This window comes from Pseudorhizobium sp. NPDC055634 (assembly GCF_053618655.1).
In genome coordinates this window covers 179,440-204,088 of the sequence record NZ_JBSHHW010000005.1, presented here as the reverse complement: position 1 = coordinate 204,088, position 24,649 = coordinate 179,440, and the positions used below count along the sequence as shown (strand labels likewise).

Genomic DNA, 24,649 nt, shown 5'->3' with positions numbered 1-24,649 from the left:
GCCTTCGCTATAGTGCGGAATGTAGGGGAAGCGGTACCATCGATGCCGCAAAGGACAGGACGCCATGCCGGATGAAGTTTTCGCCGTCTCCAACGCCCATGCCCGTCCGGCTGAGGAATGCCTTGCCGCTCTGAAGACGCAAGCCGACGGGCTCGCCGCGACGGAGGCGGCGCGCCGGCTGGCCGTCGTCGGTCCGAACAGGCTTCCGGCTGCGCAGGGGCGCAGCGCGCTCCGAAGGTTTCTCGGCCAGTTCAACAATGTCCTGATCTACGTGCTGATCGGTGCTGCCATCGTCACCGCTCTCCTGCAGCACTGGGTGGATACCGGCGTCATCGTGGCGGTCGTGATTGCAAACGCGGTGATCGGCTTCATCCAGGAAGGCAAGGCGGAATCCGCCATGACGGCGATCCGCAACATGCTGGCACCGAATGCGGCGGTCCTCAGGGACGGTCGCCGGGTCACGGTGGATGGCACGGACCTCGTCCCGGGCGACGTCGTGCTGCTGGAGGCCGGCGACAAGGTTCCGGCCGACCTGCGGTTGCTGGAGGCGCGCGGTCTGAGTGCCCAGGAAGCGGTGCTGACCGGTGAATCCGTCCCGGTCGACAAGGCTGTCGGACCGGTTGCCGAGGACGCAGCCCTCGGCGACCGCCGTTCCATGCTCTGGTCCGGCACGCTGGTCACCAAGGGGACGGCCCGCGGCGTTGTCGTCTCCACCGGACGGGCGACGGAAATCGGCCGGATCGGCGGTCTTCTCGCCGAGGTGGAAGAGATCACCACGCCGCTCGTCCAGCAGATGGATCATTTCGCCCGCTGGCTTACCTTCCTCATCCTCGTCGCCTCGGGCCTGCTCCTCGTCTACACCTACTATGTCGGCAATCGCGACTTCTCGGAGACCTTCATGGTGGTGGTCGGTATCGCCGTCGCCGCGATCCCCGAGGGCCTTCCGGCCGTCATGACGATCACGCTGGCGATCGGCGTGCAGGCCATGGCGCGGCGCCACGCGATCGTCCGGCGTCTTCCCGCCATCGAGGCGATCGGCTCCGTTTCGGTGATCTGTACCGACAAGACCGGCACGCTGACGCGAAACGAGATGGTGGTGGCAGCCGTCGAGATGCCCGAAGGTGCCTTCGAGGTCTCCGGCGACGGCTATGCGCCCGAGGGCGCCATCACCCCGGCCGGCGACCTGTCCCGTCTCGCCGCCGCCGCGGCCCTCTGCAACGATGCGGCCCTGACCTTCCGCGGCGACCACTGGACGGTGGAGGGCGATCCGATGGAGGGGGCCCTCCTGGCCTTCGCCGGCAAGGCCGGTCACACGAACGACGCACGACGGATCGATGCCGTCCCCTTCGACAGCCGCCACCGCTACATGGCCGTCCTTGTCGAGGAGGCAGGCAACCGCATCACCTATGTGAAGGGGGCGCCGGAACGCGTGCTGCGCATGTGCGGCGGCATCGACTACGACCGCTGGCACGAGCGCGCCGAGGCGATGGCCATGCGCGGCCTTCGCGTTCTGGCGTTTGCCGAGCGGCAGGAGGCGGGCCGGGAGATCGACGAGGCGGGCCTGCCCGGCAGCCTGGCCTTCCTGGGTCTCGTCGGGCTGATCGATCCGCCGCGCCAGGAAGCCGTCGCCGCCGTCGCCGAATGCCGCTCCGCCGGCATTCGCGTGAAGATGATCACCGGCGACCATGCCGGCACCGCGCTCGCGATCGCCGGCCAGATCGGGCTGCAGAATTCCGGCCGCGTCCTCACAGGCGCCGATATCGACAAGCTGGACGACAGCGAGCTTGCGAGCGAGGTGCAGACGGTCGACGTCTTTGCCCGCACCAGTCCCGAACACAAGCTGCGGCTGGTGAAGGCGCTGCAGGCGAACGGCCTGTCGGTCGCCATGACCGGCGACGGCGTCAACGACGCGCCGGCCCTCAAGCGCGCTGATGCCGGCATCGCCATGGGCCTCAAGGGGTCGGAGGCCGCCAAGGAGGCCGCCGACCTCGTGCTCGCGGACGACAACTTCGCGACCATCGCCGCGGCGGTGCGCGAGGGCCGTACCGTCTACGACAACCTGCGCAAGGTCATCAGCTGGACGCTGCCGACCAATGCCGGCGAGGCGGTGACGGTCATTCTCGCGCTTCTCGCCGGCCTCGCCCTGCCGGTCACGGCGGTCCAGATCCTCTGGATAAACCTGATCACGGCGGTGACGCTCGGCCTCGCGCTCGCCTTCGAGCCGACGGAGGCCGGAACCATGGATCGCCCGCCGCGCCCGCGCGAGGCGCCGATCATGTCCGGCGCGCTGGTCTGGCACGTGGCGCTGGTTTCCGTGCTTTTCCTCGCCTCCATCTTCAGCCTCTTCAGCTATGCGCTCGGTCGCGGCTATCCGTTAGCGCTCGCCCAGACCATGGCGATGAACATGATCGTGGTGCTGGAGATTTTCCACCTCTTCTTCATCCGCAACATGCACGGGACCTCGCTCACCTGGGCGGCGGTTCGCGGCACGCGCGTGGTCTGGATCGTCGTCGTCATCGTCGTCGTCGCCCAGTTCGCGGTCACCTACCTGCCGCCGCTTCAGCAGGTCTTCGGCACCCGATCCATTCCTCTCGACGACGGTTTCCTCATTGTGGCGATCGGCGCGGCCTTCTTCGCCATCCTCGAGATCGAGAAGCAGATCAGGCTGGGGCTGACGAAGCGCAAGCCCGGCAAGCCGGAGGCTTCGGATGGTTGAACCATTTCCGCGCCGCCCGATATAGCGTCTGAACCCGGCGCCTGTTGCAGGTCGAGAAGCCGCGAAGGGAAAACCGGATGAGCCATCATCATCCTCCTCATCGCCACCACCACCATCACCACCACCACGGCGGCGAGTCAGGCGACCGCCGCATGGTCTGGGCGATCGGCGTCAACGTCGTCCTCACACTGGTGCAGATCGTCGGCGGCATCGTGTCGGGCAGCCTGTCGCTGATCGCCGATGCGCTTCACAATTTCAGCGATGCGGCGTCGCTCGTCATCGCCACCTTCGCGCGCCGTATCGCCCGCCGGCCCTCCGACGAGACGATGACCTTCGGCTATGTCCGCGCCGAAGTGGTCGCGGCCCTCATCAACTACACGACGCTGATCGTCATCGGCCTCTACCTCGTCTACGAGGCGGTGATGCGCTTCATCAATCCGGAGCCGATCGAGGGCTGGATCGTCGTCGCCATCGCCGCCGTCGCGCTGGCGATCGATCTGGTCACCGCGCTTTTGACCTACTCGATGTCGAAGGAGAGCATGAACATCCGCGCGGCCTTCGTCCACAACGTGGCGGATGCGCTGGGCTCCGTCGGCGTCATCGTCGCCGGCACCCTCATTCTCCTCTACGACTGGCAGATCGTCGATCCGATCGTCACGCTCCTGATCGCCGCCTACATCCTCTGGCAGGCCTTCGCCGAGATCGGCGGCTCGATACGCATGCTGATGCTCGCCACCCCTCCGGAGATCGACGTGCCGCGGCTGATCGTGCGGCTTTCCGACGTCGAGGGCGTGGTCGACATCCATCACGTCCACGTCTTCGCGATCGACGAACGGCTGACGGCCATGGAGGCCCATGTGGTGATTGCCGAGGGGCAGGCGGGCGAGGAGGTCAAGAAGCGCCTGAAGGAGATTGCCAACACCGAGTTCGGCATCGCCCACTCGACCCTCGAACTCACGGCGGGAAAGCCGTGCTGCGCTCCGGGCGAGGCGACCGCCATCGGCCACCGCACGGGCCGACTGCCGGACCGGGATGCCGTGGGGCACCATAACCACGGATAACCGTCGGGAGCGGCGGGTGCGGTGGCCGATGGCGGTCGCGGGAGAAGGCGGCGATCTCCGCCTCGGCCTCCGGTCCCCAGAGATGGAGCGCCTTGAGGATTTCCATCGTGAAGGTCACCGGCGAACTGCCCGGCGCGGTTATGACGCCCACATGGGAGACCGCCTGCGGCTGGTCGCGGTAGAGCGCATCGCCGCGATAGGCGGCCTGCCGCTTGTGGGCGGCAAGCGAATTGCCGGTATGGGCGACGCTGTTGAGGACGCCGGTCGCCGCCAGCGCGCTCGCGGCCGCGCAGATCCCCGCGACCACTTTTCCCTTGGCGTGGAATTCCAGCACCTGCGGCGTGAAATCGGGGGCTTCGTCCGTCTCCCAGGCAAGTCCGCCGGGGATCACCAGGGCGTCGAAGACGGCGGGATCGAGCACGTCATAGGCGAGGTCCGGCGTGACCCTCAGTCCGCCCATGGAGACGATGGCGTCGCCGTCCGGGGAGGCGGTGACGACGTCGGCCTCCAGGTAGCTTCGGGCGATCGCCATCAGCATTGCGCATTCCCAGTCCGCGAAGTGGGGCGTCAGCGCGATCGCGATCCGGGTCATTGCGGGATCCTTCTGCCTGTCAGGCGATTGCCTGCGTGTAACGCATGCCGGTGACCGGGCGGGGCAGGAAGTCCAGCTGCTCGTAGAAGCGGTGGGCTGCGAAATTGCCGGTGGCGGCGCTGACGGAAAGATAGTCGCAGCCGGCGGTGCGGGCAATCTCGCGGGCGCGGGAAACCAGGTGATGGCCGATGCCGTTGCCGCGCTGGCCGTCGCGCACGAAGAGCTGGTGGAGATCCATGCCGCGCGTTCCGGTATCGGCCCTGTAGAGCGGCACGAGGATGGCATAGCCCATCAGCCCGTCGCTGCTGTCGGCCACCAGCGCCTGGATCCAGGGCATGGCTCCGAACAGGTCGCGCTCCAGCTTCTCCGGCGTCATCGCGGCCGCATCGCCGTGATGGGCGGCGAGAAGCGCGATCATTTCGTTGAGCTGGGGCAGGTCATGGCGCTTGGCGGCGCGGATGGTCACGACCGCCGGGCGGGGAAGGGTGGCTTCGCTGTCTTCGGTCATCTTGGCTTCCTCTTGGTTCTTTCGCCGTCAGGAGGAGCCGTCTTGGAACAACAAAGCCGCCTGACGGCGGCTTGTTGACATTGTGATCTGTCGAGCCGCCCGTTACCGGTAGGCCCAAAAATACGTGCAGCAGATGGGTGCGCGTGCGTCGATCATGAGAATTAGATGCGCCGCTTTCGGCCCCTTGTCAAGCCGACACGATCAGCTGTCATCATGGTCTTCTTCTGCTATTGTCTATGGGTCGAACAGGAAAACGTCCATGACGGTCAGACTTGCGCTCAGCGAGCAGGATGAGAAGGCGATAGAGAAGCAGTTGGCGACCGGACGGTTCTCCGATGCTTCCGAGGTCGTGCGGGCTGGACTGCAGATACTGGAAGAGATGAACACGCACGAGGAGCGCTGGCTGGAAGAGGAAGTTGCGCAACGGGTGATCGACGCCGAGCGCGATCCGTCCAGTCTCCTTTCGGTCGACGACGTCTTCCTGCGCGCAGAAACTCGCCATCGGGAGCGGCAGGGACGCAGCCGGAGCGAATGAGCTATTCGCTCGTTATCCACAAGGCGGCGGTCGCCGAACTGGAGGCGATCTACGACTATATTGCCGATCGTGCGGGTCCGGACGTCGCTTGGGCGTATATCGATGGAGTGCGCAGGTTCCTGACGGCATTGCGCGAGTATCCCGAACGTGGGACCTTGCGTGTAAGCGGGCCCGCCGCCGGTCTTCGGGTGGTCGGCTACCGACGCCGGCTGAGCATAGCCTTCAAGGTCGGAACCGGATCGGTGATCGTGTTGGGGTTTTTCTATGCCGGCCGCAATATCGAGAAGACGGTTCTGTCAGGCCGGCAGACTTCGACCTCCGAATAGGTACCAATGTCCCTGATGCTCGCCGTCAATGCTCCGCCTCGCAGAGCTCGTGGTGCGAAAGCGCGCGGATGACGTAGCAGTCCTCGACCGAGTCTCCGCTGCAGTGGGAGACGATGCGCTCCAGTTCGTGCTCGAGCTTGCGGAGCTTGGCGATCTTCTCCCGCACGGCCGCCAGGTGGTTCTCGGCGATCCGGTCGGCCCCGGCGCAGGGCATGTCCGGATGGGTGCTGAGCGCGATCAGGTCGCGGATCGCCGGAATGTCGAAGCCGAGGTCGCGCGCGTGGCGGATGAAGGCCAGCCGCTCCAGGTCCGCCTTCTCATAGCGCCTCTGGTTTCCCTCCGAGCGGTGCGCCGGGGAAACGAGGCCCATCTGCTCGTAGTAGCGGATGGTCGGCACCTTGACCCCGGTGCGCCTGGAAAGATCGCCGATCGAGTACATTCCGTGAAATTCCCTCTTGAACCTATAGTGGCTAGAGGGATTAGCTATGCCGTCACCGACATCAGTGCAAGAGGTAGGCGACATCATGAGTGCATCCTGCGGCCATCACCACGGAACCTTCGAGGGGCTTTCCCCGGATTATCGGCGCCGGCTCTGGGCCGTCATCGCCATCAACGCGGCCATGTTCGCCGTCGAGATGACGGCGGGCCAGATGGCGCGCTCGCAGGCGCTCCAGGCGGATGCGTTGGATTTCTTCGCCGACGCGGTCACCTACGGCATCTCGCTTGCCGTCATCGGCGCGTCGATCCGCGTCCGCACCGGGGCCGCCGCCGCCAAGGGGCTCAGCCTCTTCCTCATGGGGCTCTGGGTCTTCGGCTCGACGATCTGGCGCGTCTTTTACGGCGGTGTCCCGGAGGCGCCGGTCATGGGCGTCATCGGCATCCTCGCGCTTGCCGCCAATCTCGCGAGCGTCCTCCTGCTGGTGAGCTACAAGGACGGCGATGCCAATGTCCGCTCCGTCTGGCTGTGTTCGCGAAACGACGCGATCGGCAACGTCATCGTCATGCTCGCGGCGGTCGGCGTCTGGGGCACGGCCAGCGCATGGCCAGACCTCCTGGTCGCTGCGATCATGGCGGGCCTCTTCCTGTCCTCCGCGATCCAGATCCTGCGGCAGTCCTGGCGGGAATGGCAGTCGGGCGGGGCCCAGCCGCTCGATCCGCATCCCGGCCACGCCCACGGCGGCGCTGCGGAAGACGGTCACGGCGAGCCGCAGGTCCGCCCGGTCGCAGACGCCTGCTGCGGGCACGATCACGCCCATGCCGAAAGTGCCTTGCATTGATAGGGGAAAATGGAGGCGGCAAGGCCGCCGGTCCCCGTCGCGGGGACGGGGAGATCAGAACTCGCTGAACTCGCGGTAGCGCTCCTCGACCCATTCCTCGCCAAGCGGGGAAATGGTAGAGGCATGCGATGCCTCGGGTTCGGCGCGGTTGCTGCTGCTTCCGTCGCCAACAATCCACAAGGCATTGGCAAGCGAGGTCGACAGCAGCGTGCTGCTCTCGACGGTCGAAGCGCTCAGCCGCTTCGGGGCTTCGTTCTCCCGCAGCGACGCTTCCTCCGCCCGCCGCTCAACGTCGGACGGCCGGCTCTGGTAGTTGTAGCCGCTGAGGCCGCTCTCGATCTTCATGGAAGACCTCCGGATTCAATCGTTAATAAATGGTTAACGATGGAACCTTGCGCGAAACTTGCCGCGGTCGCGCCCGAAGCGAATCGGACTCTTGACAGATTCATGAATGCGAAAACGCGGGTGATTTGCGCCGTCTCGTCCGAATTCCGGGAGCGAGCATTTACCTCTAAAAAGGAAGGGGGGCGATCTGCGCCCCCCTTTGGCCTACATCTTCCCCGCCACCTTGATGGCGAAGGCGTATTCGAAGGCGATCTCCTCGAGCCGCTGGAACCGCCCCGACTTGCCGCCGTGCCCGGCCGCCATGTTGGTCTTCAGGAGATAGGGACCGGCCTCGGGCGCTTTCTCGCGCAGCTTGGCGATCCACTTCGTCGGCTCCCAGTAGGTGACGCGCGGATCGGTCAGGCCGGAAATCGCCAGGATCGGCGGGTAGGGCAGGGCCGCGACATTGTCATAGGGCGAATAGGCGGCGATCCAGCGGTATTCCTCTTCCGAATCGATCGGATTGCCCCATTCCGGCCATTCCGGCGGCGTCAGCGGCAGGGTGTCGTCGAGCATGGTGTTGAGGACGTCGACGAAGGGCACGGCGGCGATGATGCCGGCGAACTTCTCCGGCGCCATGTTGGCGATCGCCCCCATCAGCATGCCGCCGGCGGACCCACCTTCGGCGATGATGTTCTCGTAGGAGGTGAAGCCCTCGTTCACCAGATGGTCGGCGGCCGAGATGAAGTCCCGGAAGGTGTTCTCCTTCTTCTCCATCTTGCCGTCTTCGTACCAGGTGAAGCCCTTGTCCTTGCCGCCGCGGATATGGGCGATCGCATAGACGAAGCCGCGGTCGGCGAGCGACAGCGCATTGGTGGAGAAGCTTGCCGGGATGGTGATGCCATAGGCGCCGTAGCCGTAGAGCAGGCAGGGTGCCGTGCCGTCGAGCGGCGTGTCCCCGCGGTAGAGAAGCGAGACCGGCACCAGTTCGCCGTCATGCGCCGGCGCCATCACCCGGCGGGTCACGTAGTCGTCGGGGTTGTGGCCGGACGGCACTTCCTGCGTCTTCAGGAGCACCCGCTCGCGCGTCGCCATGTTGTAGTCGAAGAGCTGGCTCGGCGTGGTCATGGAGGAATAGGAGAAACGGATCACGTCCGTCTCGTATTCCGCCGCGCCCTGCAGCCCGAGCGAATAGGCCTCCTCATCGAAGGCGATGGCGTGCTCCTCCCCCGTCCTGCGGTCGCGGACGACGATCTGCGGCAGGCCGTCCTTGCGCTGCAGCCAGACGAGGTGGCGGGCATAGGCCATGTGCGACAGGATCAGCCGGCCGGGTTCATGGGCGACGACCTCGCGCCAGTTCTCCTTGCCCGGTGCATGAACCGGCGCCTCCATGATCTTGAAATCCTTGGCGCCGCCGTCATTGGTGAGGATGTAGAAGACGTCGCCGCCCTCCGTCATCGAATATTCGATCCCTTCGACCCGTTCGGCCACCACGACCGGTTCGGCGGAAAGGTCGCCGGTGGGGATGAGCCGGTATTCCGATGTCTCGTGGTCGTGCACGTCGATATAGATGAAGTCGTCCAGCAGCGAGCCGCCGACCCCCATGAAGAAGCCCGGGTCCTTCTCCTCGTAGACGAGGCGGTCCTGCGATTGCGGCTGTCCCACGATGTGGTGGAAGACCTTCGAGGGCCGGTGGTTCTCGTCCTGCAGCGTATAGAAGAAGCTCTTCCCGTCGGGCGCCCAGGCGCCGCCGCCGCCGGTGTTCTCGATCACGTCCGCAAGGTCCTCGCCCGTTTCCAGGTCGCGGATGCGAAGCGTGAAATATTCCGATCCCTTGTCGTCATAGCCCCAGATGCCGAACCGGTGGTCGGTGCTGTGGTCGAGCCCCGCGAGGCGGAAATAGTCCTTGCCGGCAGCCTCCCGGTCGCCGTCGAGGAGGAGCTTGCGCTGGCTCTCGTCCCTGTGGTCCGCGTCGCGCGGAATGCGGAAATAGCGCGGCTGCTCGCCGCCGGTCACGTAGGCGGTGCCGTAGGCGAAGGGGCCGTCCTTCATCGGCACGGAGGAATCATCCTCCTTGATGCGGCCCTTCATCTCGGCAAAGAGCGTCTTCTGGAGGTCCTTGGTGTCGGCCATGGCCGCTTCCATGTAGGCGTTCTCGGCCTCCAGGTGGGCGCGCAGTTCCGGGTCCAGCAGGCTCGGATCCTTGAACATCGCCTGCCAGTTCTCCGCCCGCATCCAGGCATAGTCGTCGGTGCGGGCGATCCCGTGGCGCGTATCGCCGACCGGCTTCTTCTTGGCGACGGGCGGGGAGGGGAGATTGTGGAAGAGGGGCTTGCGGGAAACCAAGGAGGCGCTCCGGATTTTGCTGAGAGGGAAGAGCCCCAGAGATAGGCGCCCCGCCGCCGCGGGGCAAGGCGGCGCCCGAGACTTAGCTGACTTCAGGGGCAGTGGGGGAGGACGTTGCAGCAAGCATGGGCTTCGTCGGACGATGCCAGCTTGTTGCTCGATATCGGGGATCAGGCCTGGATATCGAGTTCAAGGACCAGATATCGGGTCCTTAGAGCACGGGCCTCGTTGAGAGCTGTAGACCCGCAGGGATGCCCTCCGGTCGCGTCCTTCGCTTTCGCTCCGTGCCTCACCCCGGCAGGTGGGGCACGGTCTTGCGGTCCGGGAAGAGTTCGTGGGCGATGGTCATGGCGATCAGTGACAGCGGCAGCGCGAGCATGGCGCCGACCGCACCCCAGAGCCAGGTCCAGAAGAGGATGGCGATGAACACCAGGAAGGGGTTGATCTCCCACTGGCGCCCCATGACGGCCGGGAAGATCAGGTTCTCCATGATCAGGTGGACGAGGAAGAAGACGACGGCCGGCGCGAGCCCGAGGAACAGTGTGTCGTGGGTCAGCACGCCGCCGAGCGCGATCGCGAAGGTCATCAGCGTGATGCCGAGATAGGGGATGAAGCTCGAGATGAAGGCGAAGAGCCCCCACATCACCGGCGCCGCAAGCCCGCCGAGATAGGCGATGACGGTCATCGACACGCCGAGCCCGAGATAGAGCATCGAGGCCGTGGCGAAGTAATAGCCGAGCACTTCTTCCATCGAGTTGAGGACGCGGATCGCCACCAGCCTCTGGCGGCGTTGCGGGAAGGCCATGATGACGGTCCGGCGCAGGCGGGCCCGGCCGTAGAGGAAGAGCAGGAGAGCCGCAAAGAAGATCAGTGCCTGGACGATGGCGGGCGCCAGGCTGGCGCTGAGGATGGCCAGCACGCTGCTGCTGTTTTCCAGGAGCTTTTCCATCGACATCGGGCCGGTCTCGAAGGTCGCGGCGCTGATGTTCAGCCATTCGATGCGTTCGAGGTAGGGCAGGATGCGGTCGATCGTCTGCCGGGCAAGGTCCGGGCCGCTGTTGATGAAGAAGGCGATGGGCTCGGCAAGCGCGTATGCGATGAGAAGGAGCGTTCCGGCCACCGCCGAGGAGAGGGTAAGCGCGATGCCGAAGCGCGGCACGCCGAGTTCCCCCAGCCGTTCGGCGGCCATGCCGAGGATGATGCCCACGACCATCGCCAGCGTGATCGGGATCAGCAACAGCTTCATGTAGGAGATGACCGCGACGCCGAGCAGGCAGAAAATGCCGATGACGGCCCAGCTGGCGGCCACTTCCAGTGCCGCCCGCCCGAGCGAGGAGAATTCGGTCGGATCCGCCTCGTCCTCGATCCTCGCGGTCTCGGTCTTCGCGACGGCGAGGTCTGCGGCTGTTCTCTTCGGCTTGCGGCCGTTGCTGGTGTCTGACGTCGCCATTTGTCGGGTCCCCGGTGCGCGCCGTCAACGCACGGCGGCAGCACCGGTTCCGGACCTCATGTCGAAAGCGTGATGCCGATGTTCCACGGGTCGCTGATCGCGAAGCCGGACGCCGTCTGGCGCACCGGAATCTGGCTCTGCCCGAGCGCCGCGAGCGTGGCCTCCAGCTTCGCCGCATCGTTATAGTGCAGGCGGTAGCCGGAAAGCCCCCTCATGGTCCCGTGCCGGGGCTCCGCCCTGCGGCTGTTCCAGACATTGGCGGCGACGTGATGATGATAGCCGCCGGTCGCCATGAAGCTTGCGCCGGGATAATGCGCCATCACCGTCATGCCGAGAATGTCGCGGTAGAAGCCCTCCGCTTCCGCGACGTCACCCACCTGGAGGTGGATGTGGCCGATCGCCGTTCCGGCCGCCATTCCCGTAAACGGCCTTTCCGGAGCCTCGGAGAGAAGGTCCTTCAGGTCCAGCCGCTCCGTCGCCATCTCTACCATGCCGTCGTCGTGATAGTCCCAGTCCTCCGGCTGGCGGTCGCGGTAGATCTCGATCCCGTTGCCCTCCGGATCGGACACATAGAGCGCCTCGCTGACGAGGTGGTCGGATGCCCCTTCGAGGCGAAGGTTCAGCTCGGCCGCATGGGCGAGCCAATGGGCAAGGTCCGCGCGGCTCGGCACCAGGAAGGCGATGTGGAACAGCCCGGCTGCCGTCTTCGGCGCGGGCGTCGCGTCGCGGCGTTCCGTCAGCGTGAGGAGCGGGCGTCCGGAAACGCCAAGCACCGCGCGGCCGGGTTCCTCTTCCAGGACCGAGAGCCCGACGACGTGCTGGTAGAATGAAGACATGCGCGGAAGATCACCGACGACCAGGTCCACATGGTCGACGAAGGCGGGCGTGGTAAGGGCAAAGGGCGTGCCTTCGGTCATGGGAAGTCTCCTGCATGCGATTGTCTTTCCCAATTATGGCGAGTGTATGCCGTTCAATAAAGAGCACCAATCGTAGACGCGTCGTTCAGAAATCATTGACGATCGTCGCCGCGGCGTTGATCGGGATCAATGCGGGATGCCGCAAAACGCGAAGGAATGGCAGGGCCGCATGAGCGGCACGCTCAGGGAGAGTCCGTCATGTACAGCACCATCATCGTCGCGGTCGACGTCGGAGCCATCGAGAAGGCGGACCGGATCGTTCCGCGCGCCATGGAACTGCTGCGGGAGGGAGGGCGGATCGTGCTGGTCAGCGTCGTGGAGGACCTGCCCGGCTACATCATTGCCGAGGTCCCGCCCAGCATTCCGCTCGATGCCCGGCGCGAGGCGGGCGAGACGCTGGAGGCGCTGCGCCGCAGGCACGGCCTCGACGCAGAGGTGGAAGTACGCCAGGGACCGCCCGCGCGCCAGCTTCTCGACGCCGCGGCCGATCACGGGGCAGACCTGATCGTCCTCGCCTCGCACCGCCCTGATCTCTCCAACTACTTCCTCGGCGCCACGGCCGACCGCGTGGTGCGCCACGCCCAGTGCTCGGTGCTCGTGGACCGCTGAATCCGAAACGCAGGAACAAGACAAGGATTTCGACCGATGGACATCGCAAGGTACAGGGCCATTCTCACCGAGCGGCAGCGCGAACTGAATAAACGCCTGCACAGGATCGAGGAGGATTTCGAGCAGCCGCGCAATCCCGACGACGACGACCGCGCGCTGGAGCGCAACAATGACGAGGTCCTGGAGGAACTGGGCGAGGCCGGTCAGAAGGAACTCGCCGCCATCGACGCGGCACTGGAGCGCATCTCCGCCGGCACCTTCGGGACCTGCGTCAGGTGCGGCGGGCCGATCTCCGCGGAGCGCCTCGACGCCGTGCCGCACACGCCCTTCTGCAAGACCTGCGCGGCCGCTCTTTGACAGGTTGAAATTCTTTTTGAATCAACAGCCTCTTGCCTCGCGGCGAAGGAGCGATCATCTTGGTCGCACTGGTGCCGCGAGGATTGCATGACCGAGTTCTTCAACTTCGGAAGGAAGTATGATTTCCACGAGATCGTTGCCGACGGGATTGTCCACGGCATCGGGATCGTGCTGGCGCTGATCGGCGTCACGGCGCTGATTTTCTACGCCACCCTGTGGGCGAGCCTCGGCGAGATCGCCGCCGCCTGGGTCTACGGCCTCGGCCTGCTTCTCTGCCTGTCGATCTCGTTCACCTACAATATCTGGCCGCATACGCGCACCAAGTGGGTGCTGCGCCGCCTCGACCATTCGGCGATCTTCGTGCTGATCGCCGCCACCTACACCCCCTTCCTCGAGCGGGGCGTCCATGACCCGCTGATCCTCTTCATGCTCGTCGCGATCTGGGCGACGGCGATCGGCGGCATTACCCTGAAATGCCTCTTCCCCGGCCGCTACGACCGGCTGGCGATCCTCCTTTACCTCGCCATGGGCTGGAGCGGCGTCATCGTCGCGGTGCCGATCTCCAGCTACCTGCCGGCCGTCACCGTCTGGCTGATCGTCGCAGGCGGCATCATCTATTCGCTCGGCGTCGTCTTCCATGTCTGGGAGCGGCTGCGCTTCCAGAACGCCATCTGGCACGCCTTCGTCGTCGCCGCCTCAGCGGTGCACTATGGCGCCGTCCTCACCAGCTTCAGCCTGTCCGGTACGGGCTTCTAGGCGCCACTCCGGTGACCACCCCGGTCCGCTTCCGCCTCTCGTCGGCCGCCGCGCCGGCAATGGACAGCCGTGCCCGTGCCCGGTAATCAAAAGGGACGATCCGGCATCGGACGATCCCGCCACAGGCGATCCCGCAAGAGACGAGTGCTCCCATGACATCCGCCCCCATCATCCGCGACGCGACCGAGGCCGATCTTCCCGCCATTCTGGAAATCTACAACGACGCGGTGGCCAACACGACGGCGATCTGGAACGACACCCAGGTGGACCTCGCCAATCGTCGGGCCTGGTTCGAGGCCCGCGGGGCGCGCAATTTCCCGGTCCTTGTCGCCGATCTGGACGGTGAGGTGGCCGGCTACGTTTCCTACGGCGACTGGCGCGCCTTCGACGGCTTCCGCCATACCGTCGAGCATTCCGTCTACGTGCACCCGGACCATCGCGGCGCCGGGCTCGGCCGCGACATGATGCGGGCGCTGATCCGGGTTGCCGGCGAGCGCGGCGTTCACGTGATGATCGCCTGCGTCGAGGCCGGCAATGCCGCCTCGATCCGGCTGCACGAGAGCCTCGGCTTCCGCAATGTCGGGACGTTTTCCGAAGTCGGCACCAAGTTCGGCCGCTGGCTCGACCTCACCTGCCTGGAACTCAAGCTCTAGAGCGGCGCAGCGCCACCGCCCGCATACTGGAAATAGGCCCAGGCAAGGGCGAACGCGGCGATGACGGCGATCGCCGTGACGAGCTTGCGCAGCCCGGGATTGGGCTTTTTCGGCTCCTGCGGCTGCGGCGGTTTCTTGAACTGGACGACGTTGGACATCTTGCTCCCTGCGGGTGTGGCTCGTCTCTTGCGCGGGCGAAGTTAAGGCTTCTCTCATGCGATGCCCAGCCCAAATCGCAGGACGGCGGTCGCGCCGCCGCAGGTGACGGCGGGTGGGCTTGGAAGGGCGCGCGCCTGTCCTATCTTCCCGCTCGGTCGTTCCGCCTGAAAGGATCATCATGCCTGTCATCGCCTCGTTCGTGTACCGCAATGGACGGCGCGGCGAGCCCGTTACGGCCGACCGTCCTCCCCCTGAACTGGATACGAACGATTTCGTCTGGATCGGCCTGCTGGAGCCGGTTGCGAACGAGATCGAGGGGCTGGCGAAGACCTACGGGCTGCACCCGCTGGCAGTCGAGGACGCGCTTAAGGCCCACCAGGTGCCGAAGGTCGAGGTCTATGGCGACCAGCTGTTCGTCATCGCCAAGACCGCCCATCTCGAACGCGACAAGATCCGCTACGGGGAAACGGCGATCTTCGTCGGGCGAAAGCACATCATCACCGTGAGGCACGGGTCGGTGCGCGACCATACCGAACTGCGCTCCCAGCTTGAATCCTCGCCGACCCTTCTCGCCCAGGGCCCGGACTACGTCCTTCACGCCATCCTCGATTTTATCGTCGACGGCTACCTTCCAGTCGTGCAGGAGGTCGAGGACAGGGTGCTGAAGATGGAAAAGCACATGCTGGCCTCCTTCCTGGAGCGCGAGCAGATCCGCCGGCTGTTCCGGCTGCGGCGGCAGCTGATCCTCTTCGGGCGCATCCTGGGGCCGATGTCGGACGTCACCAGCAAGCTCGTCAATCTCGATCTTCCCTGCATCGACGTGAACGCCAGGCCCTATTTCCGCGACGTGCACGATCACGTCAGCCGGGTGGCGGGAATGGTCGGCGGGCTGCGGGAAGTCATCACCTCCGTCTTCGAGACCTCCAACCTCCTGGAACAGCAGCGGCAGGGCGTGATCACCCGCCAGCTCGCCGCCTGGGCGGCGATCCTCGCCGTGCCGACCGCGATCGCCGGCATCTACGGCATGAACTTCGCCAACATGCCGGGCGTGGGGAGCCCCTACGGCTACTATGTCGTGCTCGCCGTCATCGCCGTTCTCTGCGGGCTACTCTATTACAGCTTCAGGAAGACCGGCTGGTTGTGATCTTCGCGCCTTCCTGACGGTGCGGATGAACTTCCGCCCGTCTGCGACGTTTGGCAGGTCTTGCTTGTCGACTTTGGGAGATACCGATGGAATTGCAGAAGTTCGCAGTCGCCGATGCGCCGTTCCGACGTTCGCCGGGACAGGAGGCCGACATCTTCGTCGCCAACATGGTCGACCAGCGCCATGGCGGCCCCGTCACCATCGGCTTCGGCCGCTATGGCCCGTTCCAGACGCTGGAGGAGACGATGGCGGTGGACGACACCATGATCGTCCTGGAAGGCCGCCTCGCGGTCTCGACCCCGAGCGTGTCGCTGGAAGCCGGCCCCGGCGAGGTCGTCTACATGCCGAAGGGGGAGGCGATCACCATCCGCTCGCTGGAGGAGGGGGCCGTCACCGCCTACGTCACCTATCCGCACTGGGAGGAGGCGCGCGGCTGATCTCGCGGGTCTTCCAAGGAGGTCACGGAAATACCCCTTAAATGACGGGGGATTTTCCGGCGGTCTCGCGCGGTTCAGAGCTTCTCCGCCACCAGCCGCACGCCGAAGGCGGCCAGCGCCGTCCCGATCAACCGCTCGATCCAGCGGCCGAAGCGCTGATAGCCGCGCCTCGCGGGCGCCGTCGACAGGAGAAGGATCACCATCCCGTACCAGAGGAGCTCGAGCATGAAGCCGCCCGCAAGGATTGCGAGCTTCGCCCAGAGCGCCGTGTCCGGCGGGACGGTCACCGCGTAGAGGCTGACGAAGAAGGTGATCACCTTGGGGTTCGACAGGTTGACGATGATCCCCATGCGGAATCCCCGCGCCATTTCCGCGCCGGGCGAGACCGGATCCCCGTTCCCGGCGGCAAGCGGTGTCTCGGCGAACCAGGCCTTCAGGCCGAGATAGACGAGGTAGCAGCCGCCGGCGATCTGGATGAGGGTGGCGAGCCAGCCGATCTGCGACAGGACGAGCGCAAGCCCGGTCATCGTCAGCACGGCATAGAAGGTGGCCGCCAGCGCGAGCCCGAAGGTTGCCGACGTCGCCGCCCGGCGGGAGCCGGAGATCGCGAGCCGCGACACCAGCGCGAAGTTGGGGCCGGGGCTCGCCACCGCGATCGCGTAGAGCGTCAGCGTGGTGGCGACGATGTAAAGCTCCTGCGTCATCGGCATATCCTTCCCTGGACATCGCCTCTAACGCCGGTCGGCCCGCAATGTGCCATCGCGGGCCCCGGAAAATGCGCCTGTTACTCAATCGGCTCGAACACCATCGAGTGGCCGTTGATGCAGTAGCGCAGCCCGGTCGGCGGCGGGCCGTCCGGGAAGACGTGGCCGAGATGGCCGCCGCAATTGGCGCAACGCACCTCCGTGCGCACCATTCCGTAGGAAACGTCGCGATGCTCCGTCACGGCGCCCGGCTTCACCTGCTCGAAATAGCTCGGCCAGCCGCAGCCGGCGTCGAACTTCGTATCGGACACGAAGAGCGGTTCGTCGCAGGCCGCGCAGCGGTAGAGGCCCTTCTCGGTACTGTCCCAGTAGGGCCCGGTAAACGGCCGCTCGGTGCCGTGCTCGCGCAGGATCCGGTATTGCTCCGGGGTCAGCTGCTCGCGCCACTCGGCCTCGGTCTTGTTCATCCGCGGTGTCGTCGTCTCTGTCATGGGGTGCACCTTTCTTCGACTAAAGATAGGTTGCATCGACCGTTGGTAAAAGCCTCAACTAACTGTGGGTATGCCGTTAATGTCTTGAGACAGGGGATTCTTTGTCCTAAGGGGGTTAAGGCTTACGTCCGCTGGGGGCGATCCGCGAATAACGGGAGACGAAATGGCCGATCCGACGGCATTGACGTTCTTTTGTCTGCTGCTGCCATTCATGGCCGCCATTCTCGCGCCGGCTGCGGTGGGCAGGCTGGGTCACACGGCATCCTGGGTGCTCGCGCTGGCGCCCTTCTTCGCCTTCCTCCACTTCCTGACATACCTGCCCGAGATAGCCGATGGCGGCGTCGTCACCGGCGGCTATGCCTGGGTTCCCAGCCTCAATCTCTCCTTCTCCTGGTTCCTCGACGGCCTGTCGCTCACCTTCGCGCTACTGATCACCGGCATCGGCACGCTGATCGTGCTCTATTCCGGCGGCTACATGAAGGGTCATCCGCAGCAGGGCCGCTTCCTCTGCTTCATTCTTCTGTTCATGGGCGCGATGCTCGGGCTGGTCGTTTCCGACAGCTTCCTGATGCTCTTCGTCTACTGGGAGCTGACCTCGCTCACCTCCTTCCTGCTGATCGGCTTCGATCACGAGCGGGAAGCGGCGCGCCGCGCCGCGCTGCAGGCGCTGGTGGTCACCGGGATCGGCGGCCTGTCGCTGCTCGCCGGCCTGATCTTCCTGTGGAACATGACGGGCGTCACCCAGCTGTCGCTTCTCGTCAACGTCGACGATACCCTGCGCAACAGCCCGTTCTACCTGGCGGCCCTGCTTCTCCTGCTCGGCGGCGCCTTCACCAAGTCGGCGCAGTTCCCTTTCCACTTCTGGCTTCCGAACGCCATGGAAGCCCCGACCCCGGTTTCCGCATACCTGCACTCCGCCACCATGGTGAAGGCCGGCGTCTATCTCCTGATGCGGCTGAACCCGGTCATGGGTGGCACGGCCGCCTGGGAAATCCTGCTGCCCTTCTTCGGCGGGGTCACGCTGGTCGCGGGCACGCTGCTGGCGATCCGCCAGACCGACCTCAAGCTGATGCTCGCCTATACGACCATGGCCTCGCTCGGCCTGCTCGTCATGCTGACGGGCTTCGACACTCCGCATGCGGTGGAGGCGGCGGTCCTCTATCTCGTGGCCCACTCCCTCTTCAAGGGCGCCCTCTTCATGGTGGCGGGCCTCGTAGACCACGAAGCGGGCACCCGTGACGTGACGAAGCTCGGCGGGCTGAGGAACGCAATGCCGATCACCTTCGCGGCGGCCCTTCTCGCAGCGCTGTCGATGGGCGGCGTGCCGCTCTTTATCGGCTTCCTCGCCAAGGAGGAGATCTACTACGCGCTCGCCCATGGCGACATCCGCTCGATCGTATTCACGCTGGTGGCGATTGCCGCCAATGCCCTGATGTTCGCGGTCGCCTTCGCCGTGGCGCTGAAGCCCTTCCTCGGGCCGCATGTGGAAACGCCGAAGCATGCGCATGAGGGACCGCTCCTCATGTGGATCGGCCCGGCGCTGCTCGCAGCCCTCGGCCTTCTCGGCGGCATCCTGTCCGGCGTCGCCCACCGCTTCATCTCGACCCCCATGGCAAGCGCCGTCGCCGGCGAGCCGCGCATGGTCGAGATCTCGACGATCCCGCATTTCGGCGTGCCGCTCCTGCTGTCGGTCGTCACCGTCGTGCTCGGCATCCTCATCTACCGCAAGCTCGATCTCGCCCGCGACATGATGGTGCGCCTGCTCGCCGCCATCGGCAGCGGCCCGGATCGCGGCTTCGACCACGTCGTCTCCGGCATCGTCCGCGTTTCCGTCGCGATCACCCGCGTCATCCAGCCCGGCCGGCTCGAGATCTACATCACCGTCAGCTTCATCCTCGTGGCGGCAGCCCTGCTGGTGCCTGCCATCGTCTACGGCGAACTGCCGGACATGCCCGCATGGCCGACCGGCGTCCTCTTCCAGGAATGGACCTTCTTCATACTGGCTCTGGTCGGTGTCTTTGCGGTGCTGCGCGCCAGCGATCGCCTGACCGCGATCGTCTCGCTCGGCATTCAGGGCTTTGCGGTCGCCGTCATCTTCCTGCTCTTCGGGGCGGCCGACCTCTCCTTCACCCAGTTCATGGTGGAGACCCTGTCGGTCGTCATCCTCGCGCTGGTCATGACGAGGCTAAGGCTTTCGCCGCGCGATCATCGCCCCTTCTGGCAGATGCTCCTCGACGCGGTGATCGCCATCGCCTGCGGCCTCGGCTTCACGCTGCTGCTGATCAAGGTGACGCAGCTGCCGTTCAACACCGCGCTCACCGAATTCTTCAACGCCTATTCCAAGATCATCGCCCACGGCGCCAATGTCGTTAACGTCATCATCGTCGATTTCCGCGGCACCGATACGCTCGGCGAAATCTCCGTCGTGATGATCACCGGCCTTGCCGTCCTGGCGCTCATCCGCGTGCGGGTGCGCAACACCCTTCCGGATACGACGGGCACGGCCACCGGAACCGCCGGGGAGGGGGAACGTCCATGAACACGATCATCCTGCGCACCGTCGCGCCGCCGATCACCGCCCTGATGCTGGTCTTCTCCATCTTCGTGCTCCTGCGCGGCCATAACGAGCCGGGCGGCGGCTTCATCGGCGGACTGATCGCGGCCTCAGCGCTCGCCATCTACGGCATCGCCTACGGTGTGTCGGCTGTGCGGCGGGCGATCTACTTCCACCCGCTGGCGCTCGCCGGCTTCGGACTGCTGATCGCGACGCTCTCCGGCTTCCTGTCGCTCTTCGTCGACATGCCCTTCATGACGGGCCTCTGGATCTATCCGAGCCTGTTCGGCGTGGAGGTTCCGCTCGCCACCGTCATCTCCTTCGACGTCGGGGTCTATTTCGTGGTCGTGGGCGCCATCTCGTCGATCGCGCTCGCGCTCGAGGAAAGGGAGACCGACTGATGGAAGCGATCTTTGCGATCCTGATCGGCGTCTTCTTCTCCGCCGCCATCTACCTCATGCAGTCCAAGTACAGCGTCCGCATCCTGCTTGGCATCGCCATCTTCGGCAACGCGGTGAACCTTCTTCTCTTCACAGCCGGCCGGATCACCCGGGAAGTGCCGCCGATCATCCTGCCGGGGACCGACGTCCTGCCGATGACGACGGCGAACCCGTTGCCGCAGGCGCTGATCCTGACGGCCATCGTCATCTCCTTCTCCTTCTTCTGCTTCCTGCTCGTGCTCACCTATCGCGGCTACCAGGAGCTTGGCACCGACAATACCGACGAGATGCGGCTTGCCGAACCGGAGAACGAGCCGCTCCCGCCGCTCGGTTACTGACAGGATAGGCTGACGCGATGGCTGCCCCGACGACTGCCCCGATTGATCTTTCCGCCGCGCTCATCATGGCGCCGACGCCGCTTGCCGACTGGCTGGTCATCGCCCCCATGGGCCTGATGATCGGGCTTGGCGCCATCCTGGTCATGGTGCGCCACAGGGTGAACCTGCATGGCTGGATCGCCATTCCGGGCCTGGTCGCCCTCGTCCTGCTGGACGCCATGCTGCTCTGGCGCGTCGCCCATCACGGGCCCTTCACCATGACGGCCGGCCGCTGGCTGCCGCCCTTCGGCATCTCCTTCACCGCCGATCTTCTGGGCGCGCTGATGGCCTTCGTCTCGGCGCTGGTGGCGCTCGCGGCCGGCATATACGCGCTGCGCGACATCGATTCGACGGGCCGCCGCTACGGGTTCTTCCCGCTGCTGATGATGCTGATGGCCGGCGTCACCGGCGCCTTCCTGACCGGCGACATCTTCAACCTCTATGTCTGGTTCGAGATCCTGCTGATCTCGTCCTTCGGCCTTTTGATCCTCGGTTCGGAACGCCGGCAGATCGACGGCGCGCTGAAATACGCGATCCTCAACCTGATGGCGACCACGCTCTTCCTGATCTCGGTCGGCTATCTCTACGCGATCTTCGGCACGCTCAACATGGCCGATATCGCCCGCCAGGCCGGCGCCCACGCCGGCACGGCGCCGCTGGTCACGCTGAGCGCGCTGTTCATCCTCGCCTTCGCCATGAAGGCGGCGGCCTTCCCGGTGAATTTCTGGCTGCCGGCCTCCTATCACACCCCCCGCATCGTCGTGGCGGCGCTCTTCGGCGGCCTTCTCACCAAGGTCGGCGTCTACGCGATGATCCGCGTCATGGTCATGCTGTTCCCGCTGCAGCGCGAGGAACTCAGCCTCGTCATCGCCGTCTCGGCCGCGCTGACGATGATCGTCGGGGCGGTGGGCGCGCTCGCCCAGAACGACCTGAGGCGCATGGCGGGCTTTGCCGTCATCGCCGGCATCGGCAATGTCATGGCCGGGATCGCCATCGGCGGCACGGCCGGCACCGGCGGCGCGATCCTCTACGCCCTGCACTCGATCATCGCGATGACGGCGCTCTATCTTCTCGTCGGGGAGGCGGCCCGGGTCGGCGGTTCCTGGTCGCTGCAGACGCTGGGCGGCATCTATCGCCAGGCGCCCTGGCTCGCCGCCGCCGCCTTCGTCGTCTTCTTCGCGGCCGCCGGCCTTCCGCCCTTCTCGGGCCTGTGGCCGAAGATCGTGCTCCTGAAGGCCGCGCTCGACATCGGCGCCTGGTGGCTCTCGGCGGCGATCCTCGTCTCCGCCTTCCTGCTGACGCTCGCGCTGGGTCGCGTCTTCCTGCTCGCCTTCTGGCGTCCGCGCCCCGTGGAGGGCGCGCTCGAGGTTCCGTCCTCGCCGGGGGTCTGGCAGCGAACGGCGCCGCTTGCCGGCCTCGTCGCCCTGCTGTTCTTCTTCGGCGTCTTTCCGGAGGTCCCGGTGAGCCTCACCCAGGGCGCGGCTGCAGGCCTCGCCGATCCGGCCGCCTACATCGAGTCGGTCTTCCCGGCGGGAGGTGCTGAATGACGATCTTTGCCCTCAACCTGCTCTTCGCCTTCGTGTGGGTCGCCGTCACCGGCAGCGCCACCGTGCTCAACCTCGTCTTCGGCTTCTTCCTGTCGGCCGCCGCGCTGTGGATCGTGCGGGGAGAGATGAAGGAGAAGGACTACTGGAAGCGTGTCCGCTCCGGCCTCTCGCTCCTCGTCCTCTTCCTCAAGGAACTGGCGCTTTCGGCCTACAAGGTCGCCGTCATGGTGTTCAGCCCGCGGCTGGAGCTGAAGCCGGGCATCTTCGCCTTTCCGCTGACGGTGACGCGCGACTTCGAGATCACCCTCCTCGCCAACCTGATCACGCTGACCCCCGGCACGCTGTCCGTCGACGTCTCCGCCGACCGCAAGACGCTCTATGTCCATGCGATCGACTGCGCCGATTCGGAAGCCACGCGTCGCGACATCGCCGACGGCTTCGAACGCAAGATACTGGAGACCTTCCGCCGATGACGGGCCAGTCCATCACCCAGTTCGCCGTCCATGCCGGCCTTATCGTTCTCGGGATTTCCTTCCTGCTCACCGCGTGGCGCGTCATCAAGGGGCCTACGCTGCCGGACCGGGTCATCGCCCTCGACATGCTGGTCGGCATCGTCATGGGCTTCATCGCGCTGATCGCCATCCGCACCGGCTACACGCTCTATATCGACATCGCCATTTCGCTCGGTCTCGTCGGCTTCCTCGCGACCGTCGCCTTCGCCCGCTTCATCCTGTCGCGCAAGCTGCGGGGAGGGGAGGACGGCTCGCCGCCCGACCCCCGTCCCCGATCGCTGCCCCAACCCTTGCCGCAGGCGACCTTGGCTGAGCCCGCCCCGCTGGCTCCCGCGCCTGCCGCAGAGCCGGCACCCGCCAAACCCGTGCTGCGCAAGGCCGACCAGACGAAGGCGAGTGCCGCCAAGGTGAAGATCGCCAAGGCCAAGGCCGCCGGCAAGGCTGCGGTCGTCGCCGAGACGGCGGCAGCGGAGGGCGCGCGCAAGGGCAGGAAGCCGGAGGCGGCCGCAAAGCCCGCCAGGACTGTGAAGCCTGCCACAACGGCCACGCCCGCCGAGCCTGTCCAGCCAGCCAAGACAGCCAAGGCCGTCAAGCCCGTCAAGCCCGCAAGGCCGGCAAAGCCGGCAAAGAAGGAGACGCCGTGATGGAAATCCTGCTCGCGCTCGTCACCGCCGCGCTGATCTTCGTCGGCGCCATCTTCGTCCTTGCGGCGGCCCTCGGCATCAACCGCTTTCCCGATCTCTACTCGCGCATGCATGCGGCCTCCAAGGCCGGCACCGTCGGTTCGGCGCTGATGCTGATCGCGGTCGGGATACATGCCGCCGACATCGCCATTCTGGCGCGTTCGCTGGCCGGCTTCTTCTTCTTCGTGCTCACGGCCCCCGTCTCGGCGCATCTTCTTGCCAAGGCCGCGCATGACACCGGTTATCCGCTATCGGATATCTCGGTTCAGGACGACATGCGAAAAGACGAAGAAAAGGTTTAGCGCCACAAGATTCAGGGGAAAATTGTCGCAGTCTGCATGTGACAAAAGTTCACAGGGTCCGCTCGACTTGTGGTAAAATCGGAAAAACTTCCCCAAGACTGAACTTAGTTCTTTGAATTTCCGTTTACTTGGTGGTACGTGAATATCAGCCAAGCGTGATGCTTGCTTGAAAGATGCGTGTCTCCGGTGCGGAGACGAGGCATTCCCAATCGCTAGGTTTTCCGGCCGGGTTCCGTTGCTTCTTTCTGCAGTGCGTTCAAGCTCTACTGCGGTTCGGGCCGCGGATGAGCGGGCATCTTCGGGTGCCTCGTCTCTGGCGACATTGAGAATCTTCATGTGGCGCGGCTTTCCACAACGCGCCACTCCAACAATAAGAAAAGACAGGAGACGTCCTATGACTGATGTGGCACCGACCAAGGCAGACAGCCTTCTGGTCGAACTGACGGCAGATATCGTCGCGGCCTATGTAAGCAATCACGTAGTTCCGGTGGGCGAATTGAGCCACCTCATTTCGGACGTTCACGCGGCCCTCAGCAACACCTCGGCCCCGGCGCCGGTTGCTGTTGTTTCGGAAAAGCCGAAGCCGCCCGTGCCGATCAAGAAGTCTATCGAGGAAGATTACCTGATCTGCCTCGAGGACGGACAGAAGTTCAAGTCGCTGAAGCGGCACCTGATGACCCATTACAACATGACGCCCGAGGAATACCGGGAGAAGTGGGGCCTCCCCGCCGACTACCCGATGGTGGCACCCGCCTATGCGGAAGCCCGCTCGCGTCTCGCCAAGCAGATGGGCCTCGGACAGCGCCGCAAGCGCGGCAAGTAAGCCGAAGCTCGACTGACTGCATTTCAAAGGGCCGGACGCCTCGCGTCTG

28 protein-coding genes and 1 pseudogene are annotated in these 24,649 nt (G+C 65.4%); 19 read left to right on the top strand and 10 right to left on the bottom strand.

The window, feature by feature from the left end; genetic code table 11:
- Positions 1-64: 64 nt before the first annotated feature.
- Both ACWGPT_RS10545 and ACWGPT_RS10540 read left to right on the top strand, forming a co-directional pair.
- On the top strand, positions 65-2,716 hold the full coding sequence (locus ACWGPT_RS10545) for a cation-transporting P-type ATPase (protein ID WP_452605546.1): 2,652 nt from the start codon (positions 65-67) through the stop codon (positions 2,714-2,716).
- Between the two features lie 77 nt (positions 2,717-2,793).
- Complete coding sequence (locus tag ACWGPT_RS10540; protein WP_452605545.1) at positions 2,794-3,777, top strand: cation diffusion facilitator family transporter; 984 nt, start codon at positions 2,794-2,796, stop codon at positions 3,775-3,777.
- Here ACWGPT_RS10540 and ACWGPT_RS10535 read toward each other — a convergent pair.
- Both ACWGPT_RS10535 and ACWGPT_RS10530 read right to left on the bottom strand, forming a co-directional pair.
- Positions 3,671-4,369 carry a DJ-1/PfpI family protein gene (locus ACWGPT_RS10535; protein ID WP_452605544.1) on the bottom strand — a complete coding sequence of 233 codons (699 nt, stop codon included), beginning with the start codon at positions 4,367-4,369 and terminating at the stop codon, positions 3,671-3,673. The genes ACWGPT_RS10540 and ACWGPT_RS10535 overlap by 107 nt on opposite strands.
- Positions 4,370-4,388: 19 nt before the next feature.
- Positions 4,389-4,877 (bottom strand): N-acetyltransferase family protein, encoded by a 489-nt coding sequence (locus ACWGPT_RS10530; protein ID WP_452605543.1) that lies wholly within the window; start codon positions 4,875-4,877, stop codon positions 4,389-4,391.
- A gap of 259 nt (positions 4,878-5,136) precedes the next feature.
- On the opposite strand from ACWGPT_RS10530, the gene ACWGPT_RS10525 reads away from it, so the two are divergent.
- Both ACWGPT_RS10525 and ACWGPT_RS10520 read left to right on the top strand, forming a co-directional pair.
- Entirely contained in the window at positions 5,137-5,412 is a 276-nt protein-coding gene (locus tag ACWGPT_RS10525) for a type II toxin-antitoxin system ParD family antitoxin (RefSeq protein ID WP_452605542.1), read from the top strand.
- Complete coding sequence (locus tag ACWGPT_RS10520) at positions 5,409-5,738, top strand: type II toxin-antitoxin system RelE/ParE family toxin (RefSeq protein ID WP_452605541.1); 330 nt, start codon at positions 5,409-5,411, stop codon at positions 5,736-5,738. Before ACWGPT_RS10525 ends, ACWGPT_RS10520 begins: the two co-directional genes overlap by 4 nt.
- A gap of 25 nt (positions 5,739-5,763) precedes the next feature.
- Here the strand turns inward: ACWGPT_RS10520 and ACWGPT_RS10515 are convergent, their stop codons facing one another.
- A complete protein-coding gene (locus ACWGPT_RS10515; RefSeq protein WP_452605540.1) occupies positions 5,764-6,177 on the bottom strand; it encodes a MerR family transcriptional regulator in 414 nt (137 codons plus the stop codon).
- Between the two features lie 85 nt (positions 6,178-6,262).
- Between ACWGPT_RS10515 and ACWGPT_RS10510 the strand changes: the two genes are divergently transcribed.
- Positions 6,263-7,015: a cation transporter gene (locus ACWGPT_RS10510; protein WP_452605539.1), complete on the top strand. Its 753-nt coding sequence runs from the start codon at positions 6,263-6,265 to the stop codon at positions 7,013-7,015.
- Positions 7,016-7,069: 54 nt separating this feature from the next.
- On the opposite strand, the gene ACWGPT_RS10505 is transcribed toward ACWGPT_RS10510, so the two are convergent.
- From ACWGPT_RS10505 to ACWGPT_RS10490, 4 genes are all read right to left on the bottom strand, one after another.
- Positions 7,070-7,360, bottom strand: coding sequence for a hypothetical protein (locus tag ACWGPT_RS10505; protein WP_452605538.1), 291 nt, complete (start codon positions 7,358-7,360; stop codon positions 7,070-7,072).
- Positions 7,361-7,564: 204 nt separating this feature from the next.
- Positions 7,565-9,685 carry a S9 family peptidase gene (locus tag ACWGPT_RS10500; protein ID WP_452605537.1) on the bottom strand — a complete coding sequence of 707 codons (2,121 nt, stop codon included), beginning with the start codon at positions 9,683-9,685 and terminating at the stop codon, positions 7,565-7,567.
- 289 nt (positions 9,686-9,974) lie between these two features.
- Positions 9,975-11,135, bottom strand: coding sequence for an AI-2E family transporter (locus ACWGPT_RS10495; protein WP_452605536.1), 1,161 nt, complete (start codon positions 11,133-11,135; stop codon positions 9,975-9,977).
- 56 nt (positions 11,136-11,191) lie between these two features.
- Complete coding sequence (locus ACWGPT_RS10490; RefSeq protein WP_452605535.1) at positions 11,192-12,052, bottom strand: VOC family protein; 861 nt, start codon at positions 12,050-12,052, stop codon at positions 11,192-11,194.
- A 198-nt stretch (positions 12,053-12,250) separates the two neighbouring features.
- On the opposite strand from ACWGPT_RS10490, the gene ACWGPT_RS10485 reads away from it, so the two are divergent.
- The 4 genes from ACWGPT_RS10485 (at position 12,251) to ACWGPT_RS10470 (ending at position 14,427) form a co-directional block, all read left to right on the top strand.
- Complete coding sequence (locus tag ACWGPT_RS10485) at positions 12,251-12,661, top strand: universal stress protein (protein WP_452605534.1); 411 nt, start codon at positions 12,251-12,253, stop codon at positions 12,659-12,661.
- Positions 12,662-12,697: 36 nt separating this feature from the next.
- Positions 12,698-13,018, top strand: coding sequence for a TraR/DksA family transcriptional regulator (locus ACWGPT_RS10480; RefSeq protein WP_452605533.1), 321 nt, complete (start codon positions 12,698-12,700; stop codon positions 13,016-13,018).
- Between the two features lie 87 nt (positions 13,019-13,105).
- On the top strand, positions 13,106-13,774 hold the full coding sequence (trhA, locus tag ACWGPT_RS10475; RefSeq protein WP_452605532.1) for a PAQR family membrane homeostasis protein TrhA: 669 nt from the start codon (positions 13,106-13,108) through the stop codon (positions 13,772-13,774).
- A 152-nt stretch (positions 13,775-13,926) separates the two neighbouring features.
- Complete coding sequence (locus ACWGPT_RS10470) at positions 13,927-14,427, top strand: N-acetyltransferase family protein (RefSeq protein ID WP_452605531.1); 501 nt, start codon at positions 13,927-13,929, stop codon at positions 14,425-14,427.
- Here ACWGPT_RS10470 and ACWGPT_RS10465 read toward each other — a convergent pair.
- On the bottom strand, positions 14,424-14,585 hold the full coding sequence (locus ACWGPT_RS10465) for a hypothetical protein (protein ID WP_452605530.1): 162 nt from the start codon (positions 14,583-14,585) through the stop codon (positions 14,424-14,426). The two genes, ACWGPT_RS10470 and ACWGPT_RS10465, sit on opposite strands and share 4 nt — an antisense overlap.
- Positions 14,586-14,764: 179 nt before the next feature.
- On the opposite strand from ACWGPT_RS10465, the gene corA reads away from it, so the two are divergent.
- Positions 14,765-15,730 (top strand): magnesium/cobalt transporter CorA, encoded by a 966-nt coding sequence (gene corA, locus ACWGPT_RS10460; RefSeq protein ID WP_452605529.1) that lies wholly within the window; start codon positions 14,765-14,767, stop codon positions 15,728-15,730.
- 86 nt (positions 15,731-15,816) lie between these two features.
- Positions 15,817-16,167, top strand: coding sequence for an ethanolamine utilization protein (locus tag ACWGPT_RS10455; protein WP_452605528.1), 351 nt, complete (start codon positions 15,817-15,819; stop codon positions 16,165-16,167).
- A 74-nt stretch (positions 16,168-16,241) separates the two neighbouring features.
- Here the strand turns inward: ACWGPT_RS10455 and ACWGPT_RS10450 are convergent, their stop codons facing one another.
- Together ACWGPT_RS10450 and msrB are read right to left on the bottom strand one after the other, a co-directional pair.
- A complete protein-coding gene (locus ACWGPT_RS10450) occupies positions 16,242-16,871 on the bottom strand; it encodes a LysE family transporter (RefSeq protein ID WP_452605527.1) in 630 nt (209 codons plus the stop codon).
- An 80-nt stretch (positions 16,872-16,951) separates the two neighbouring features.
- Positions 16,952-17,362 carry a peptide-methionine (R)-S-oxide reductase MsrB gene (gene msrB / locus ACWGPT_RS10445; RefSeq protein ID WP_452605526.1) on the bottom strand — a complete coding sequence of 137 codons (411 nt, stop codon included), beginning with the start codon at positions 17,360-17,362 and terminating at the stop codon, positions 16,952-16,954.
- 163 nt (positions 17,363-17,525) lie between these two features.
- Between msrB and ACWGPT_RS10440 the strand changes: the two genes are divergently transcribed.
- The 8 genes and pseudogenes from ACWGPT_RS10440 (at position 17,526) to ACWGPT_RS10405 (ending at position 24,600) form a co-directional block, all read left to right on the top strand.
- The gene (locus tag ACWGPT_RS10440) at positions 17,526-19,901 is read left to right on the top strand and encodes a putative monovalent cation/H+ antiporter subunit A (RefSeq protein WP_452605525.1); all 2,376 of its coding nucleotides are present in this window, start codon (positions 17,526-17,528) and stop codon (positions 19,899-19,901) included.
- Entirely contained in the window at positions 19,898-20,317 is a 420-nt protein-coding gene (locus ACWGPT_RS10435) for a Na+/H+ antiporter subunit B (RefSeq protein WP_452605524.1), read from the top strand. Before ACWGPT_RS10440 ends, ACWGPT_RS10435 begins: the two co-directional genes overlap by 4 nt.
- Entirely contained in the window at positions 20,317-20,694 is a 378-nt protein-coding gene (locus tag ACWGPT_RS10430) for a Na+/H+ antiporter subunit C (protein ID WP_452605523.1), read from the top strand. Before ACWGPT_RS10435 ends, ACWGPT_RS10430 begins: the two co-directional genes overlap by 1 nt.
- Before the next feature lie 17 nt (positions 20,695-20,711).
- Positions 20,712-22,280 (top strand): Na+/H+ antiporter subunit D, encoded by a 1,569-nt coding sequence (locus tag ACWGPT_RS10425; protein WP_452605522.1) that lies wholly within the window; start codon positions 20,712-20,714, stop codon positions 22,278-22,280.
- Complete coding sequence (locus ACWGPT_RS10420; RefSeq protein WP_452605521.1) at positions 22,277-22,753, top strand: Na+/H+ antiporter subunit E; 477 nt, start codon at positions 22,277-22,279, stop codon at positions 22,751-22,753. The genes ACWGPT_RS10425 and ACWGPT_RS10420 overlap by 4 nt, the downstream gene beginning before the upstream one ends.
- Positions 22,750-23,019 (top strand): annotated as a pseudogene (locus tag ACWGPT_RS10415) (cation:proton antiporter); the annotation flags it as partial. The gene ACWGPT_RS10420 and the pseudogene ACWGPT_RS10415, both read left to right, overlap by 4 nt.
- A gap of 416 nt (positions 23,020-23,435) precedes the next feature.
- Positions 23,436-23,777, top strand: coding sequence for a monovalent cation/H(+) antiporter subunit G (gene mnhG, locus ACWGPT_RS10410; RefSeq protein ID WP_452605520.1), 342 nt, complete (start codon positions 23,436-23,438; stop codon positions 23,775-23,777).
- Positions 23,778-24,171: 394 nt separating this feature from the next.
- Positions 24,172-24,600: a MucR family transcriptional regulator gene (locus tag ACWGPT_RS10405; protein ID WP_452605519.1), complete on the top strand. Its 429-nt coding sequence runs from the start codon at positions 24,172-24,174 to the stop codon at positions 24,598-24,600.
- The last annotated feature ends 49 nt before the right edge of the window (positions 24,601-24,649 follow it).